We start from the raw sequence: 14649 nt of genomic DNA, 5'->3' as shown, positions 1-14649 counted from the left end.
TCCGTTTGTGGGCGATGCCATTTCCATCGGCAGCAAAAGCATCGCCCACAAGGCGCGGCGTCAGCCGAGCGTGATGCGCAACTGGTGCGTCTTGCCGTCGTCAACCAGTGCGATGGCATCGTCGATAGCTAACGCTTGGCCGTCCAATTCAACGCGGGTCACGCCACGACAAACCTTGCCCGGATTCTCCACGGTAATTTCGTAACGACTCACATGCTGCTCGCCGCGATGCTGATAGGTGAGCTGAAAGCCGGGCCAGTCCTTCGGAATGCACGGATCGATGCGCAGCTTGTCGCCTTGCAGCTGGAAGCCGAGCACTGCTTCCAGCCCGGCGCGATACAGCCACGCCGCCGAGCCGGTGTACCAGGTCCAGCCGCCGCGACCGACGTGCGGCGCGACCGAATAGACGTCCGCGCTGACGACATAGGGCTCGACCTTGTAGCGCGCCACTGCGTCGGCGCTGTCGCTGTGGTTGATCGGGTTGAGCATGTCGAACAGTCCGGCGGCACGGTCGCCGTCGCCGAGCTTGGCCCAGGCGAAGATCGACCATGTCGCGCCGTGCGTGTACTGGCCACCGTTCTCGCGCACGCCGGGTGGATAGCCCTTGATGTAGCCGGGGTTCTGCTGGCTGTGGTCGAACGGCGGAGTGAACAGGCGCGCGATCTGGTTGGCGTGATCCACCAGCAACTGGTCGACCGAGGCCATCGCCTGCGCGGCGTGTTGCTGATCGCTCGCGTCGGCCATCACGCTCCACGACTGTGCGATGGTGTCGATCCGGCATTCGTCGCTTTCATGCGAACCAAGCGGCGTGCCGTCGTCGTAGTAGCCGCGGCGATACCACTGGCCGTCCCAGGCCCGTTCCAGTGCTGCGCGCAGGTCGTCAGCGTAGTTGCGCCATCGCTGCGCGCGTTCGGTGTCGCCGCGCCGTTCGGCGACGGGTGCGAACGCCGCGATCGCGCTCAACAGGAACCAGCCGAGCCAGCTGCTTTCGCCACGACCCAGTTCGCCGACCGCGTTCATGCCGTCGTTCCAGTCGCCGGTGCCGATCAGCGGCAGACCGTGCGCGCCGCGGGTGAGGCTGGCATCCAGCGCACGGGCGCAGTGTTCGTACACGGAGACGCGCTGATCCGAAACGGACGGTTGGAAGAACGCGTCGGTGGCACCTTCCGGAATCGGCTGGCCGGCAAGGAAGGGCAGCACCTCGTCCAGCACCGCGACGTCGCCGGTTGCGCCGACATAGTGCATGGCGACGTAGACCAGCCAGTTGCGGTCGTCGCTGATCCGGGTGCGGATGCCCTGACCGCCCGGCGGCAGCCACCAGTGCTGTACGTCGCCTTCCACGAATTGTCGGCCGGCCGCGCGCAGCAAGTGTTCGCGGGCGAGATCAGGGCGGCTCACGCATAGCGCCATCACGTCCTGCAGCTGATCGCGAAAACCGTACGCGCCGCTGGCCTGGTAGTACGCGGTGCGCGCCCACAGCCGACAACCCAGCACCTGATACTGCAGCCAGTCGTTGAGCAGGATGTCCATTGCGCGATCCGGCGTGCGTACCTGCACGGTGTCGAGCACGTCGTTCCATTGCGTGGCGATGTCGGCGAGCACGTGGTCGATATTGGCCGCGCGATATTTTTCGATCAGGGCTTGCGCCGCGGCTTCATTCGCCGCGTCGCCGAGCATGAAGACGATGTCGATCTGCGTGTTCGGCGGCAACTCGATGTGCGTCTGCAGTGCACCACAGGGATCCAGTGCGGCGCCGAGCCGGCCCGACAGCGGCGTGTTGTCACGCAACGCGGCGGGTTGCGTGACGCTGCCGAGCGGACCGAGGAAATCGCGCCGATCGCCACTCATCGAATGCTGCGCTCCGGCCAGATCGACGAACGCCACGCGATCGCCGAAATCGGGCCGCCACGGATTGCGCGCGAACAGCGCGCCGGTGGTTTCGTCGCGCGTGGTGATCACGTACGGCGCCGGCGTGGTGCCGTTCGCGCCCAGCGCCCATTCGACGTAGCTGGTGATCGACAATCGGCGCGCACGCGTCGAGCGGTTGCACAGGCGCAACCGCGACAGCTTGATCGAATCGGTGGTCGGCACGCACTGGAGCAACTCCAGCGCGATGCCGTTGGCCTCGTTGTCGAAACGCGTCCAGCCCTTGCCGTGCGTGGTCTTATAAGCCGCACCGGCCACGCGGATCGGCAGCGCAGTGGCGCTCCACAGCACACCAGTGTCCTCATCGCGCAGGTACAGCACCTCATGCGGACTGTCGCTGACCGGGTCGTTCGGCCACGGTGTCAGCGGATTCTGCTGGCTGTTCAGCGACCACGTGTAGCCGCCGCCCTCGGCCGAGACCAGGAAGCCGAACGCGGGGTTCGCGATCACGTTCACCCATGGCGCCGGCGTGCCGTGTTCGTCGTCGAGGGTGATTTCGTAGGCGCGGCCGGCCTCGGTGAATCCGCCGATGCCGTTGGCGAATTCCAGCTGGTCGGTGATCGACGCAGCCGCCGCGGAAGCGGGCGTGCTCGCCCGGATGACCGCCGGTGTGACGATGGTGTTCGCTGGCTCTGCGACAACTGGCGCAGCCTCGGCATCGTCCAGCACCACCCGCGCGACGGTCAGCAGGCCGTTGCGCAAGTCGTCATTGATCGCGTTGTCGCGCAGCGCAAACAGCTCGGCCTTGGGTAACTGATCGTCGGATTTCAGCTGCGCCTTCTGCGTACTCGCCAGCGCCACCAGCACGCTGTGCAGTGCATCGCCGTCGGCACCGTCGGCGGTATTCAACAGCACCACGTCGACAGCCAGCCGCTGGCCGCGCCAGAAGTTCTGCGCCAGCAGCAGCTCCTGCACGCGCGGCAGCGCGGTGCTGTCGCCGAGAAGGAACAGCACGATCGGGCGATCGCCGGAAATGCCGGCGCTCCACAGCGTGGGCGGGCCACCACGACCGCGCACCAGCACTTCCGCTGCCGCGCGCTGGGTCGGATCGCTGTTCAGCAGCGCGCTCATCCAGTGCGCAAAACATGCCAGCTGTGCGGCATCGATGCCGAGCCGTTGCTGTTCGGCTTCGGCGCGGTCTGCCGCACCGGCGAACAGCCGTTCGGCCGCGTCCGGGCTGTCCAGCTGTGCGCTCAGCGCCAGCGCGCCTTCGCGCGAATCGGCCAGTTGCGTCCACAGCAGCAGGGTCACGCTGCTGTTGGGTCCGAGCGTGATGCGTCGACGCAGGCTGAAGACCGGGTCGAGCACGCAGCCGGTGGTGTTCGACAAGACGGCACCCGGCTGCATCGCCTGCGCCTGACGCAGCGCGTTGCCGCGACCGAGAAAGCGTGCGCGGTCGGTTTCGTATTCGGGCACGACATCAGCCGGTTGTCCCACAACCTGCAGCGCGTGCGCCGCCCACACTTGCGCCTCGCCGCTGGCGCGCCGGCGCCGGGTGGCCAGCAACATGCCATGCGCGGCATCCCATTCGGTCTGCACGAACATCTTGGAGAACGCCGGATGCGCGTTGTCGGCACCGATCGGACCGAGCACCAGCTCGGCATACGAGGTCAGCGTGACCGTGCGCGTGCGATCGCCGTGATTGCTCAGGGTGAGCCGGCGCAGTTCGATGTCGGCGTCGCTGGCCACCGCCACATCCAGCACGCTGTGCAGGCTGTGGTGCCGACGACCGAAGCTGGCGCGACCGGCGTTGAACATCACCGTGTCATCCGGGGTGCGGTCACCATAGGGCTGCAGCGAAGCGGACCACACTGCGCCGCTATCCTCGTCGCGCAGCAGCAGGTAACTGCCCCAGCCGTTGCCGGTCGGATCCTCGCGCCAGCGCGTGATCGCAAGATCGTGCCATTGGCTGTAGCCGGAGCCGCTGCTGCCCAGCATCACGCTGTAGCTACCGTTCGAGAGCAGGCCATGCTGGCGTGCATTGATGGTGCGGGAAGAGGCGGATGGCATGGGCGTCCCGTCGGTTGCGTTAAACCGGCAGCATGCGCCTGCAACAGCATCCGTCACGTCAAGGCTTCGACCTGGGCTTCACCCGGCGGCAGAGTAGGATGAGGCGATGAATGAGCGAAGCAAGCCGTGCGCCAGCATCAATCCCGCCCATCGGCATGCCGTGCTGTGCGGCGAACTGCCATTGACTGCCGCAGACTGAGCAGGCATGGAGTCCCAGATCGCCCAGCTTAGCGCGCTCACGGACGAGGCCCTGCTCGATCGGCTGCAGCGCGCCGCCTTCGATTACTTTGTGCAGAACATGAATCCGCGCAATGGCCTGGTGGCCGATACCTCGCGCGACAATTCGCCGGTCAGCATCGCGGTGGTCGGCTTTGCGCTGTCGTCTTATCCAGTGGCGGTGGAGCGTGGCTGGATGGAGCGTGCCGAGGCCGTCCAGCGCAGCCTGGCGGCACTGCGTTTCTTCCGCGACAGCGACCAGAGCGGTAGCCCCACGGCGACCGGCTACAAGGGCTTCTACTACCACTTCCTCGACATCCATACCGGTGCACGGGTGTGGATGTCCGAGCTGTCGATGATCGACACCGCGCTGCTGATTGCCGGCGTGCTCACCGCCAGCCTGTATTTCACCGCCGACACGCCCGATGAGGCCGAGCTGCGCGAGCTGGCCGACTTCCTGTATCGGCGCATCGACTGGTGCTGGGCGCAAGGTGACGGCGGCACCATCAAGCAGGGCTGGAAGCCCGAGAGCGGCTTCCTGCATTACGGCTGGGAAGGCTATAGCGAGGCGATCGTGCTCTACGTGCTGGCGCTGGGCTCGCCGACCCACCCGATCACGGGCGATTGCTACACCGCGTGGACTGCCACCTATCAGTGGGAAAATCTGTACGACCACGATTACCTGTATGCCGGCCCGCTGTTCGTTCATCAGTTCTCGCATGCATGGATCGACCTGCGCGGCATCCGCGACAGCTTCATGCGCGAGAAGGGCTTCGATTATTTCGAGAACAGCCGCAGCGCCGTTGCCATCCAGCGCCGCTATACCCAGCTCAATCCGCATGAATTCGCGGGCTACGACGAAAACGGCTGGGGGCTTTCCGCCGGCGATGGTCCCAACGACGAGCAGCTCGACGTGTTCAACGAGGAGCGGCGTCTGTTCGGCTACGCGGCACGTGGCGTGCCGTACGGTCCGGACGACGGCACGCTGTCGCCACCGGCCGTGCTGGCCTCGCTGCCCTTCGCACCGGCACCGGTGCTTGAAGCGATGCGCAACCTGCTGATGCGCTATCCGCAGATCCTGACCGACGATCGGCTGTGCAGCGGCTTCAACCCCGGCGTGGGTGCCAGCGACGGGCAGCCGTGGGTGTCGGCGGGTCATTACGGGCTCGACCAGGGCATCGTGTTGATGATGATCGAGAACCATCGCAGCGAGTCCATCTGGCAATTGACGCGCGGCTGCCGCTACCTCAGCGACGGCCTGCAGCGCGCCGGATTCGAGGGCGGCTGGTTGCGCCAAGGCCATGCGGAGGGAACGCGCTGATGTCACCGTTCGATGCCACCGTCACCACGCCGAAGGATACCTACGAAGACAAGCGGCTCGCCGACGTGCATCCGCAGGCATGGGTCAATCCGGAGCCGGCGGATCGCTACGCGCTGATCATCGTCGGCGCCGGCTCCGCTGGCATCGCTGCCGCGGAACTGGCCATCGCGATGGGCGTCAAGGTGGCGATGATCGAGCGCCACCTGATCGGCGGCACCTGCCTCAACACCGGTTGCGTGCCTTCCAAGGCGCTGATCCGCACCGCGCGGCTGTATGCCGAGATGCGCGATGCGGCCCGCTACGGCGCAAAGGTTCCCGACCATATCGAAGTCGACTTCGCGGCGGTGATGGAGCGCGTGCGACGCATCCGCAGCCACCTCAGCGGCCGCTCGTCGGTACGCCGGCTGGCCGCGCTCGGCGTCGACATGTTCTTCGGCAACGTGCGCTTTGCCGGGCCGGACACGCTGATGGTGAACGAGCAGAAGCTGTGTTTCGCCAAGGCGATGATCGCCACCGGCACGCGCCCGCACGTACCGAGCATCCCGGGGCTGCGCGAAGCCGGCTTCCTGACCAATGCCAACGTCTTCAATCTCACCGAACTGCCGCCGCGCCTGCTGGTGATCGGCGGCGGTCCGGTCGGCTGCGAACTGGCCCAGGCGTTTCGTCATCTCGGTGCGAACGTCACCATCGTGCAGGACAAGCCGCTGTTCCTCGAGCGGGAGGAACGCGACGCCGCGCAGATTCTTTCCGATGCGTTCGCACGCGACGGCCTCGAGGTGCGGCTCAATACAGAGGTCACCGCCGTGCGTGTGGAAAACGGCCGCAAACTGGTCGATCTGATCAGTGCGGATTACCGCAGCACCATCGAAGTCGACGCGATCCTCACCGGTGTCGGTCGCGTGCCGAACGTGCAGGGACTGGATCTGGAAGTGGCGGGCGTCGACTACGATGCCGTCAATGGCATCAAGGTCGACGATTTTCTGTGCACCAGCAACCCGCGCATCTATGCCGCCGGCGATGTCTGTCTGGAAGAGCAGTACACCGACACCGCGGCCGCTTCGGCGCGCATCGTGGTGCACAACGCCTTGATGCGCGGTCGCAAGCGCCTCAGCAAGCTGGTCATCCCGTGGTGTACCTATACCGACCCGGAAATCTCGCATGTCGGCATGTACGTGCGCGAGGCCAACCGCCAAGGCATCCCGATCAAGACGTTTACCGTGCCGATGCACCAGGTCGATCGCGCGGTGACCGACAGCGAGGAGATCGGCTTCGTGAAGATCCATATCCGCGACGGCACCGACACCATCCTCGGCGCCACCATCGTGGCCCGCCATGCCGGCGAGATGATCAACGAGATCACCCTGGCCATGGTCGCCGGCATCGGCCTGCGCACACTGGCGAAAGTCATCCACGCCTATCCCACCCAGGCCGAGGCGATCCGCGAAGCTGCCAAGGCTTATGTGCGTACCCGCGTGACTCAGCGGCTGCGCGCAAGGTTGCAGCGCTGGCTGGCACGCCGCTGACCGGCATGCCCATGCCGGCGCTTGCGCTCACGCCGATTTATCGGCGGCCTGCGTAAGATGGACAAGTTGTGATCTCGTCACCCCAACCTAAGGACACGTTATGGAACTTGGCATGATCGGTCTCGGCAAGATGGGCGCCAACATGGCGGAACGTCTGCTGCAAGGTGGCCAGAAGGTCACCGGCTTCGATCCGAGTGCGGACGCACGCAAGGCGCTGGAGGCGCAGGGCGGAGCATCGGCCGATTCGCTGCAGGCGCTGGTCAAGGCGCTGCCCACGCCACGCGTGCTGTGGCTGATGGTGCCGTCAGGCAAGATCACCGATGACACCGTCAGCGGATTGCTGGCGTTGCTCGACAAGGGCGACACCATGGTCGACGGCGGCAACTCCAACTACAAGGATTCGCTGGGTCACGCGGCGGCTTGTGCGGGCAAGGGCATCAACTACATCGACTGCGGTACCAGCGGCGGCGTGTGGGGCCTGAAGGAGGGTTACAGCATGATGATCGGCGGCGACGAGCAAGCCGTCGAGGCATTGCGGCCGATCTTCGCGACGCTGGCGCCGGGCAAGGACCAGGGTTGGGGCCGTGTCGGTCCGGCCGGTTCCGGCCACTACACCAAGATGATCCACAACGGCATCGAGTACGGCATGATGCAGGCCTATGCCGAGGGCTTCTCGATCCTCAAGCACAAAGTGGATTTCGGCCTCGACCTGCACCAGATCGGCGAGATCTGGCGCTACGGCAGCGTGGTGCGCTCCTGGCTGCTCGACCTCACCACCGACGCACTCAGCAAGAACCCGAACATGGACGGCATCGCGCCGTACGTGGTCGACTCCGGCGAAGGCCGCTGGACCGTCGACGCCGCGCTCGAACTCAACGTGTCCGCGCCGGTGATCACCTTGTCGCTGATGGAGCGCTTCCGCTCGCGCGACGACGATTCGTTCGCCGACAAGTTGCTGTCGTCGATGCGCAACGAGTTCGGGGGACATGCGATCAAGAAGGAGTAGGGCGCGCACTGCGCTCTGGCTTTTGCGGGAGTGATTTCCGAAAGCCTGGAAACACACCGCGTCGTCATTCCGGCGAAGGCCGGAATCGCATTGCAACTGCGAAGCTGGTCATCCATACCTTCCGCAATTGACGAGCAGAGGAGCTTTCGTGCTCCTGCGGAGCCCGAGTTACTTTCTCTTTGCGTGGTCAAAGAGAAAGTAACCAAAGAGAAAGACCACCCCGCTTGGCGCTTGCCGCCCATCCATGGCGGCAAGTTCTTGAGGCGGGGCCGGGCTTTTCGACAGCACATCCCTGTGCTGGCGAAAAGGGATTGGCATCGTGCCGCCCCCTGCGGGCCTGTCGTCCCCACCTCACCGCCGCACAGAGGCCCCGGTAGAGCAGCGCGCTCCTGCGCGCACTTTTGGAAAAACCGGATCAAGAGCTTGTGCGTAGACACGCCTACAGCAAGTCGCCCTGCGGCAACGCGTAACTCAGTTGACCGTCCACGATGTGCGCTTGTGATGTGTATGGATGCAGCGTGTTGTGCGTGGCGTCGATGATATGGATCACCTCGATCCCGCGCAGCTTCAGCACGTCGGCAATCAGCGAACGATGGCAGCGCCACCACACGGCTTCAGCGCACATCAGCGCGGTGCGCTTGTCTGCCGCCAGTGTCAGCAGCTCGTGCAGCCCTTCGGTAAATTCGCTACTGGAAAGATGATCGGCATACGCCTGGAACGAGGCATTGCGCCACGCGTTGTTGAGTGAGCCGGGCTGCACCTTGCGCCGACCGCCGAGCTTCGGCAGCCACTGGTAGGCGATGCCATGTGCCGGCAAGGTTTCGGCCAGCGCATCGCGAGCGAAATAGGGATAGCGGCGCGAACCGGGAAAGCTGCGCACGTCGGCGATTGCCTCGATCCGATACGCGGCCAGCAGGCCGAGGAGCGCCTCCAGCGTGCGGGTCGAGTGGCCGATCGTCCAGATTGTCTGCACGTCGGCGGCAGTGTTTGCGGATGGCATCGCTCAATCGATCTTGTGCAGCGCCGCGCCTTTGTGCATGGCGACGTGATTGGTCTTGTCGCTCTTGATCTCGTACTGCGGATCGGCGTCGCTGCAACGATGCGTGTGGCCCTTGTAATCGGTGTCGCGCGTGTGCACCTTGATGATCGTTCCGCTCACATGACCGGCTTCGGAATTCCAGCGCACGTGATCGCCGACTTTGAAGGGATGGCTCATTGTGGCTCCCGTAATCGCAGATACAGAGGCCATTGAAGCAGATTGTCTGTTTAGCTCAGGTGGAGTCGAACTGGTCGAATGGCGCCATAATCGGACAGGCTTGGGTGCCAGCAGCTCGGGAATTCAGCCTGGCCCGGATAGCCGTGCAGAGGAAGGATGCCTGCGAAGAACCCGCCGCCAGAAAGACACCTCAAGCACCAAGGCTGCCGCAAGCAAGACACCACCGATCCACAACCGGTTTCCGTCTGGATCATCGATCACGAGCGCTCTAACGCTGGAGTTAAGCGGCGCCGAAACCGTCCGCCTTGAACAAATTTTTAGGCGCCCAGCACGCACTAGCCGGCCATGGCAACGAGAACATCTTCAAGACCGTCATTGTAGCTGCGCCTGAAGTCTGCATATTTCTTTGTTTGAAGAAGAAGTGGGATATCGCAATCATTTATTAAAACCGGGATGACTTGTACTACGCCGTTAGAAACTTCGTTCCAGTACTTTGCTTGCCATTCCCGCTCAACCCAGTTCGATGCGACCGAGTCTTTGGACAGCACAACAATCATAAAATCACAATTTTTGATCCCGTCCCCAATCTTTGCCGGAATAGATTCACCAGCTCGGATCTTCCATGTATCCAACCAAGGATCATGGCCACGATTGGCCAAGTCAACGGATAACCATGTGGCAAGTTGCTTGTCTTTCGACGAGTGAGAAATGAAAACTCTCCTGCCTTCGCTAGCAGTCAATCTTGCTACAAACATCCTATCCATGAGTTGAGCTTGGACGTATGCGTACTCTGTCAAATGCTCTATATGTTCCTCAGCATCTTCAAGTTGCCCATACGGTTTGCGAGCGTCTGGCATGCCGATCAATCTGAAGAGCTCCTCACGACGCTTCATTAGATCGTCAGTAGTAATCGGAGCAAGGTAACGCATGGGGATAACGCGGTATCTGGGTGCATAGAAGAAGTCGCCGAAGTAGACGATCCCGCCACCTTCCTCGTCATCCAGATACCCAATTCGTCCCTTGTGTTTGCCGGAAATAACCTTTACGGCTCCCCAGTCGAGGGACTCCTTTTCCGTAGTCTTCTTGGCTTTGGTCAAGCGAAAATCTCCACAATTGCCTAATGCTTATTAGGACCCACATCAGGGCATATGCACCGGATGCTCAGGATTCGAAGGTATGCCGTCAAGCGATTGAAACTTGCGTCGGGTCAATGCATCGGCTGATGATGGGGATATCGCACATCGGCCCTGTGGCACAGTTGCATATCACGCGAATCGAGGTGATAAGTCTTATTACCTGCAATTTGGGCTAATAAACATTGCCGTATTGAGCTGTTCACTGGTGTGGTGATTGCACGCGCTCACCCCAGCCGCAACAGCTTCCTCACCGCCGGCAGATTGCGCCGGCTGATTTCCGGGCTGAGTTCGGTGCCGTCGAGGCGTGCCAGTACGCGGCCGTCGGCGAGGGTTTTCACGCCAAGCAGGCGTGCCGGTGGCACTAGGCAGTTGCGGTGCAGGCGGATCAGCTGCTCGGGATAGGCTTCTTCCAGCTGGCGCAGGGATTCCTCGATCAGCAGTTCGCCGCGGCGGTGTTGTACGACGACGTATTTTTCGTCGGCGAGCAGGCAGATCACTTCGGCGAGCGCGATGCGCACCTGTTCGCCGCGCATCCGGCCGTGCAGATAGGCAGTCGGCTCGCGCGGAGCGTCGGCGAGGCGGCGTTGCGCGCGCTGCAGGGCATCGCGCAGGCGTTCGAGTCGCACCGGCTTGAGCAGGTAGTCGACGGCGCCAAGTTCGAATGCTTTCAGCGCATGCGCTTCGTAGGCGGTGCAGAAGATCACCTGCGGCCGCGTGCGTCCGGCCAGCCTTTGTGCGACAGCGGTGCCACTGAGGCCGGGCATGTTGATGTCGAGCAGCAATACGTCCGGCTGCAGTTCGCCGAGTGAGCCGAGCGCAGCTTCGCCGTCACCGACGCTGCCGATGACTTCCGTGCCTTCGCATTCACCGAGCAGCGCGGCCAGTCGCGCGCGTGCCAGCGGTTCGTCGTCGATGATCAGCACGCGCATCACGTGGAGGCTCCCGGCAATTGCAGCAGCACGACGAAGCGATCGCCTTGCGGCCCGGCCTGCACTTTTGCCAAGGGTCCATAACGATAGGCGATGCGTCGACGCACGCTGTCGAGGCCGTGACCGTTGCCGGGGGCGGGCGGTGTGTTCGGCAGCGGGTTGCTGATCTCGATGCGGATGCCGTTGCCGTCACGTTGGCCGCGCAAGCTCACTTCGCCGCCTTCACGCAGTGGCTGGATGCCGTGGCGTACCGCGTTCTCCACCAGCGGCTGCAACAGCAGGCGTGGCAGCGGAAAGTCGGCGGGCAGGTCATCCAGCTCGCGTTGCACGTGCAGGCGCGAACCGAGGCGTAGTTGTTCGATCGCGAGGTAACGCTCGATCAGCGCCAACTCGTCGCCCAGCGTGCCGTCGTCGGTGTCGTGCTGGCCGAGTGCGGCGCGGAACAGTTCGGACAGATCCTCCACCGTGCGCTCGGCGGAGGCCGGGTCGACCCGGATCAGCGCGGCCACGGTATTCATGCTGTTGAACAGGAAGTGCGGGCGGATGCGTGCCTGCAGCGCCTCGACCTGCGCGCGCGTCACTGCGGCGAGGCGCGCCTGCCACTGCGCCAGCACGTAGAAGTAGCGAAGCATCGCGGCGCCGAGCAGGGCGGCAATCAGCACGTTGTCGCGCACGAACACGGACAGGCTGCTGCGCACCAGATGCATCTGCAGCACGCTGTCGAACCAGTGCGCCACAATGCTGGCGACCAAAACAATCAGCAGAATCAGCAGCCACACGCCGACATACGACAGGTGCCCGGGCAGACGCTGCAGCCACGGCCGCAGCATGCACAACGTCACCGCCACCACCATTCCCAGCCAGGTCACGAACAGCATGCCGACGCTGTAGGCAGACCAGTCGCGCGGGTCGTCGTGTGCGAGCCACATCACGGTCATCGTCAGCGCACCGACCACGAGCAGCGCGAACAGCGCCGGCAGCCGGCAGAAGTCCGGTAGCGGGCTGTGTTCGATGCGGCCACGCGGGCCGCGGCTGGGCGTCAGTTCGCGCATGCGGGCAAGTATGCCGCACGCGGGCACGGCTTACGCCAGTCGCTGGCCGAGCCAGTGACGCAGGTCGCCGATCTCTTCGGGGCAGACCGCGTGGGCCATCAGATAGGTATGCCAGTCCACCGTGTAACCCAGCGACTGCAGCAGGTCGCGTGAATCGATGCCGCGCTGCAGGATCACCACCGGATCGAGCGTGCCGTGGCCCCAAAAAATCGGCACGGTCGCGTTCGCCGCGCTGCGTTCGCCAGCGAGCGCCGTATGCAGCGGCAGGTAGGTCGACAGCGCGATGATGCCGGCCAGTTTTTCCGAATGACGCAGGCCGGCAGCCAGTGCGATCGCACCACCTTGCGAGAAGCCGGCCAGCACGATGTGCTCGCTCGGCACGCCACGGCTGCGCTCGCGGGCGATCAGGGTTTCCACCTCGCCGATCGAGGCGCGCATGCCGGCCTCGTCCTGCCGCGCATTGAGATCGAATGCGGCGATGTCGTACCACGCACGCATCGACAGCCCGTTGTTGATCGTCACCGGCCGCACCGGCGCATGCGGAAACACGAAGCGCAGCGGCGGCCATGCCGGATCGACCAGCGCCGGCACTATCGGCGCGAAGTCGTTGCCGTCAGCACCCAGACCGTGCAGCCAGATGATGCTGTAACGCGGGTTGGCGGCGGTTTCGTGTTCGAAGGCGGGGAGGGTCATGCGGTACTCGGTGAACTCAGGGGGCGCTGATGATAGTGGCGACAGCACTCGGTTGCAGCGGACTGTCCAGCGCAACCTCCTGCTCCGATGGCAGCGGGATGCCGGGTTGATCAGCCTCGGCGTTCGCCACCGCATCTTTCTTGCGTGCGGCTTCGCGCAGGATTTTGACTTGTTCCGGAGTGAGTATCTGACCGCTCATAGTGAAGTTAATCGGTATGCGCACTTGCGTCGCTACCGGCTGACCATCGACCTGTTCCGGAATGAAATGCCAGGTCCTGGCGATTTTCAGTGAGGCATCCTTGAATGACGCTGGCACTGGCCATTCTGCAAACTGGCTGTTCACCGTCATGTCGGCCAGGCGGCCGTCCGGTTGCACGGTAGCGTTAATGAAAACGAACGCAGTCTGGCGCCGGTGCACAGCCTCCCGGGGATATTGTTGTGGTTGCCTGACGGCCCGGTCGAATTTGGGGCCGTTGCCCGCGAAGCTGATGTGCAATTCGTATTGGCCGCCCGCGTTCGGCAACGCCTGCAACTTTGCGTAGATGAACGTGTGTGCAGGCACCGGTTGACCATTGCGTGTGGCCGATGTGAATTGCCATTGCTTCACCGCGGAAGTCAGCATCGCGGCGACCGATGCGGGTACGTCCTGCTCGACCTGGGTAGCGGTGACGTGCCCCGTGACATCCACGTCGGCGCCGATCCTGTAAGTCTGTTCACGCGGCTCGTCGGCCCGCGCCGTCAAGGAACCGGCCAACAGAAGCATGCCTGCACAAAGCATGACGTTTTTCATCGCAACACCCTCCCTAGTGAACGCCGGTGCCCCCGCGCCGCGCGAGCGAACATCATGCCGCAGTGGTGGCGCACTGGGTAGCCCGCGCGCCGTCACGGCATTTACGGCATGACGCTCAACCCCAACTCATGCGCGAAGAACGTCAGCCCGATCGCGGTGTCGCCGACGCGCTGACTGAATGGTGCGCCGATGCCGTGGCCGGCGTTCATGCGGGTCAGCAGTATGATCGGTTGCGTCGACGCGGTGGCGTTCTCCAGCGCGGCGGTGAATTTGCACGACTGCCACGACGCCACGCGCGGACCGTTTGCGCCGTTGGTCATCAGCACGGCTGATACGCGGTGCGCGGTTGCATGTTCTGCAGCGGCGAATATGCCAGGGTCGCCTTGAACTGCGCCGGGTCGCTGATGGTGCCGTATTCGCTGACGCTGTAGGGCCGTTCGCGAACGCGGTTTCGTAGCGAGCATGTCGTGGATGCCGACCTTCGCCATCACCGCACGGTAGTCGGCCGGGTTCTGCACGATCTGTGTGCCCATCAGCGGGCCGCCGTTGCTGCCGCCGAGAAGGCCGAGGTGCGCGCGGTTGGTTCAGTGCGTGTCGAACAAGGCCTGCGCGGCGGCCCTTGCGGTTCGGTGGGCGGCACGGGCGGTGCCGGCGGCGAACAACGTGGCAGCAACAGCGAAGGCGAGACGCATGGGGATGCTCCACAACGGATCGGATTCCGCAGGGTAGCGCGCCGGCGCAGCGACTGCAGCCGATCGTACGCGCAGGCGCGTGCCTGACTTCTGGCAGGGTGGGCCGCGCCGTGCCGCCGTGCTCGGTTATGCTGGTTTT

The 14649-nt window shown here is 64.0% G+C and carries 11 protein-coding genes and 1 pseudogene; 3 read left to right on the top strand and 9 right to left on the bottom strand.

Annotation, left to right across the window (positions count from 1 at the left end; genetic code table 11):
- Positions 1-60 precede the first annotated feature (60 nt).
- Positions 61-3936, bottom strand: coding sequence for a GH36-type glycosyl hydrolase domain-containing protein (locus tag IE071_RS12785; RefSeq protein WP_189441557.1), 3876 nt, complete (start codon positions 3934-3936; stop codon positions 61-63).
- A 205-nt stretch (positions 3937-4141) separates the two neighbouring features.
- Here IE071_RS12785 and IE071_RS12780 point away from each other — a divergent pair, with 205 nt between their 5' ends.
- From IE071_RS12780 to gnd, 3 genes are all read left to right on the top strand, one after another.
- Positions 4142-5473, top strand: coding sequence for a glucoamylase family protein (locus tag IE071_RS12780; RefSeq protein WP_189441556.1), 1332 nt, complete (start codon positions 4142-4144; stop codon positions 5471-5473).
- Positions 5473-6996 (top strand): mercuric reductase, encoded by a 1524-nt coding sequence (locus IE071_RS12775; protein ID WP_189441555.1) that lies wholly within the window; start codon positions 5473-5475, stop codon positions 6994-6996. Before IE071_RS12780 ends, IE071_RS12775 begins: the two co-directional genes overlap by 1 nt.
- A gap of 100 nt (positions 6997-7096) precedes the next feature.
- Positions 7097-8002 carry a phosphogluconate dehydrogenase (NAD(+)-dependent, decarboxylating) gene (gene gnd / locus IE071_RS12770; RefSeq protein ID WP_189441554.1) on the top strand — a complete coding sequence of 302 codons (906 nt, stop codon included), beginning with the start codon at positions 7097-7099 and terminating at the stop codon, positions 8000-8002.
- A 439-nt stretch (positions 8003-8441) separates the two neighbouring features.
- Here the strand turns inward: gnd and IE071_RS12765 are convergent, their stop codons facing one another.
- The 8 genes and pseudogenes from IE071_RS12765 to IE071_RS12730 all read right to left on the bottom strand — a co-directional run.
- Entirely contained in the window at positions 8442-9002 is a 561-nt protein-coding gene (locus tag IE071_RS12765) for a DUF488 domain-containing protein (protein ID WP_189441553.1), read from the bottom strand.
- A 3-nt stretch (positions 9003-9005) separates the two neighbouring features.
- The gene (locus IE071_RS12760) at positions 9006-9218 is read right to left on the bottom strand and encodes a hypervirulence associated TUDOR domain-containing protein (RefSeq protein ID WP_189441552.1); all 213 of its coding nucleotides are present in this window, start codon (positions 9216-9218) and stop codon (positions 9006-9008) included.
- 335 nt (positions 9219-9553) lie between these two features.
- On the bottom strand, positions 9554-10315 hold the full coding sequence (locus IE071_RS12755; protein ID WP_189441551.1) for a toll/interleukin-1 receptor domain-containing protein: 762 nt from the start codon (positions 10313-10315) through the stop codon (positions 9554-9556).
- 263 nt (positions 10316-10578) lie between these two features.
- Positions 10579-11283 (bottom strand): LytR/AlgR family response regulator transcription factor, encoded by a 705-nt coding sequence (locus IE071_RS12750; RefSeq protein WP_189441550.1) that lies wholly within the window; start codon positions 11281-11283, stop codon positions 10579-10581.
- The gene (locus tag IE071_RS12745; RefSeq protein WP_189441549.1) at positions 11283-12335 is read right to left on the bottom strand and encodes a sensor histidine kinase; all 1053 of its coding nucleotides are present in this window, start codon (positions 12333-12335) and stop codon (positions 11283-11285) included. The genes IE071_RS12750 and IE071_RS12745 overlap by 1 nt, the downstream gene beginning before the upstream one ends.
- Positions 12336-12365: 30 nt before the next feature.
- Complete coding sequence (locus IE071_RS12740; RefSeq protein WP_189441548.1) at positions 12366-13028, bottom strand: alpha/beta hydrolase; 663 nt, start codon at positions 13026-13028, stop codon at positions 12366-12368.
- A gap of 16 nt (positions 13029-13044) precedes the next feature.
- The gene (locus IE071_RS12735) at positions 13045-13818 is read right to left on the bottom strand and encodes an energy transducer TonB (protein ID WP_189441547.1); all 774 of its coding nucleotides are present in this window, start codon (positions 13816-13818) and stop codon (positions 13045-13047) included.
- 101 nt (positions 13819-13919) lie between these two features.
- Positions 13920-14387 (bottom strand): annotated as a pseudogene (locus tag IE071_RS12730) (prolyl oligopeptidase family serine peptidase); the annotation flags it as partial.
- Positions 14388-14649 lie beyond the last annotated feature (262 nt).

The sequence above is a fragment of the Rhodanobacter panaciterrae genome (assembly GCF_014651895.1).
GTDB lineage: Bacteria > Pseudomonadota > Gammaproteobacteria > Xanthomonadales > Rhodanobacteraceae > Rhodanobacter > Rhodanobacter panaciterrae.
This window is presented reverse-complemented; position numbering and strand designations above follow the sequence as displayed.

Excerpts from the sequence above, each read along its gene's own strand:
- IE071_RS12740 (WP_189441548.1), bottom strand. The coding sequence starts at position 13,028 with ATGACCCTCCCCGCCTTCGAACACGAAACCGCCGCCAACCCGCGTTAC.
- IE071_RS12785 (WP_189441557.1), bottom strand. The coding sequence starts at position 3,936 with ATGCCATCCGCCTCTTCCCGCACCATCAATGCACGCCAGCATGGCCTG.
- IE071_RS12775 (WP_189441555.1), top strand. The coding sequence starts at position 5,473 with ATGTCACCGTTCGATGCCACCGTCACCACGCCGAAGGATACCTACGAA.
- gnd (WP_189441554.1), top strand. The coding sequence starts at position 7,097 with ATGGAACTTGGCATGATCGGTCTCGGCAAGATGGGCGCCAACATGGCG.
- IE071_RS12765 (WP_189441553.1), bottom strand. The coding sequence starts at position 9,002 with ATGCCATCCGCAAACACTGCCGCCGACGTGCAGACAATCTGGACGATC.
- IE071_RS12750 (WP_189441550.1), bottom strand. The coding sequence starts at position 11,283 with ATGCGCGTGCTGATCATCGACGACGAACCGCTGGCACGCGCGCGACTG.
- IE071_RS12735 (WP_189441547.1), bottom strand. The coding sequence starts at position 13,818 with ATGAAAAACGTCATGCTTTGTGCAGGCATGCTTCTGTTGGCCGGTTCC.
- IE071_RS12745 (WP_189441549.1), bottom strand. The coding sequence starts at position 12,335 with ATGCGCGAACTGACGCCCAGCCGCGGCCCGCGTGGCCGCATCGAACAC.
- IE071_RS12780 (WP_189441556.1), top strand. The coding sequence starts at position 4,142 with ATGGAGTCCCAGATCGCCCAGCTTAGCGCGCTCACGGACGAGGCCCTG.
- IE071_RS12760 (WP_189441552.1), bottom strand. The coding sequence starts at position 9,218 with ATGAGCCATCCCTTCAAAGTCGGCGATCACGTGCGCTGGAATTCCGAA.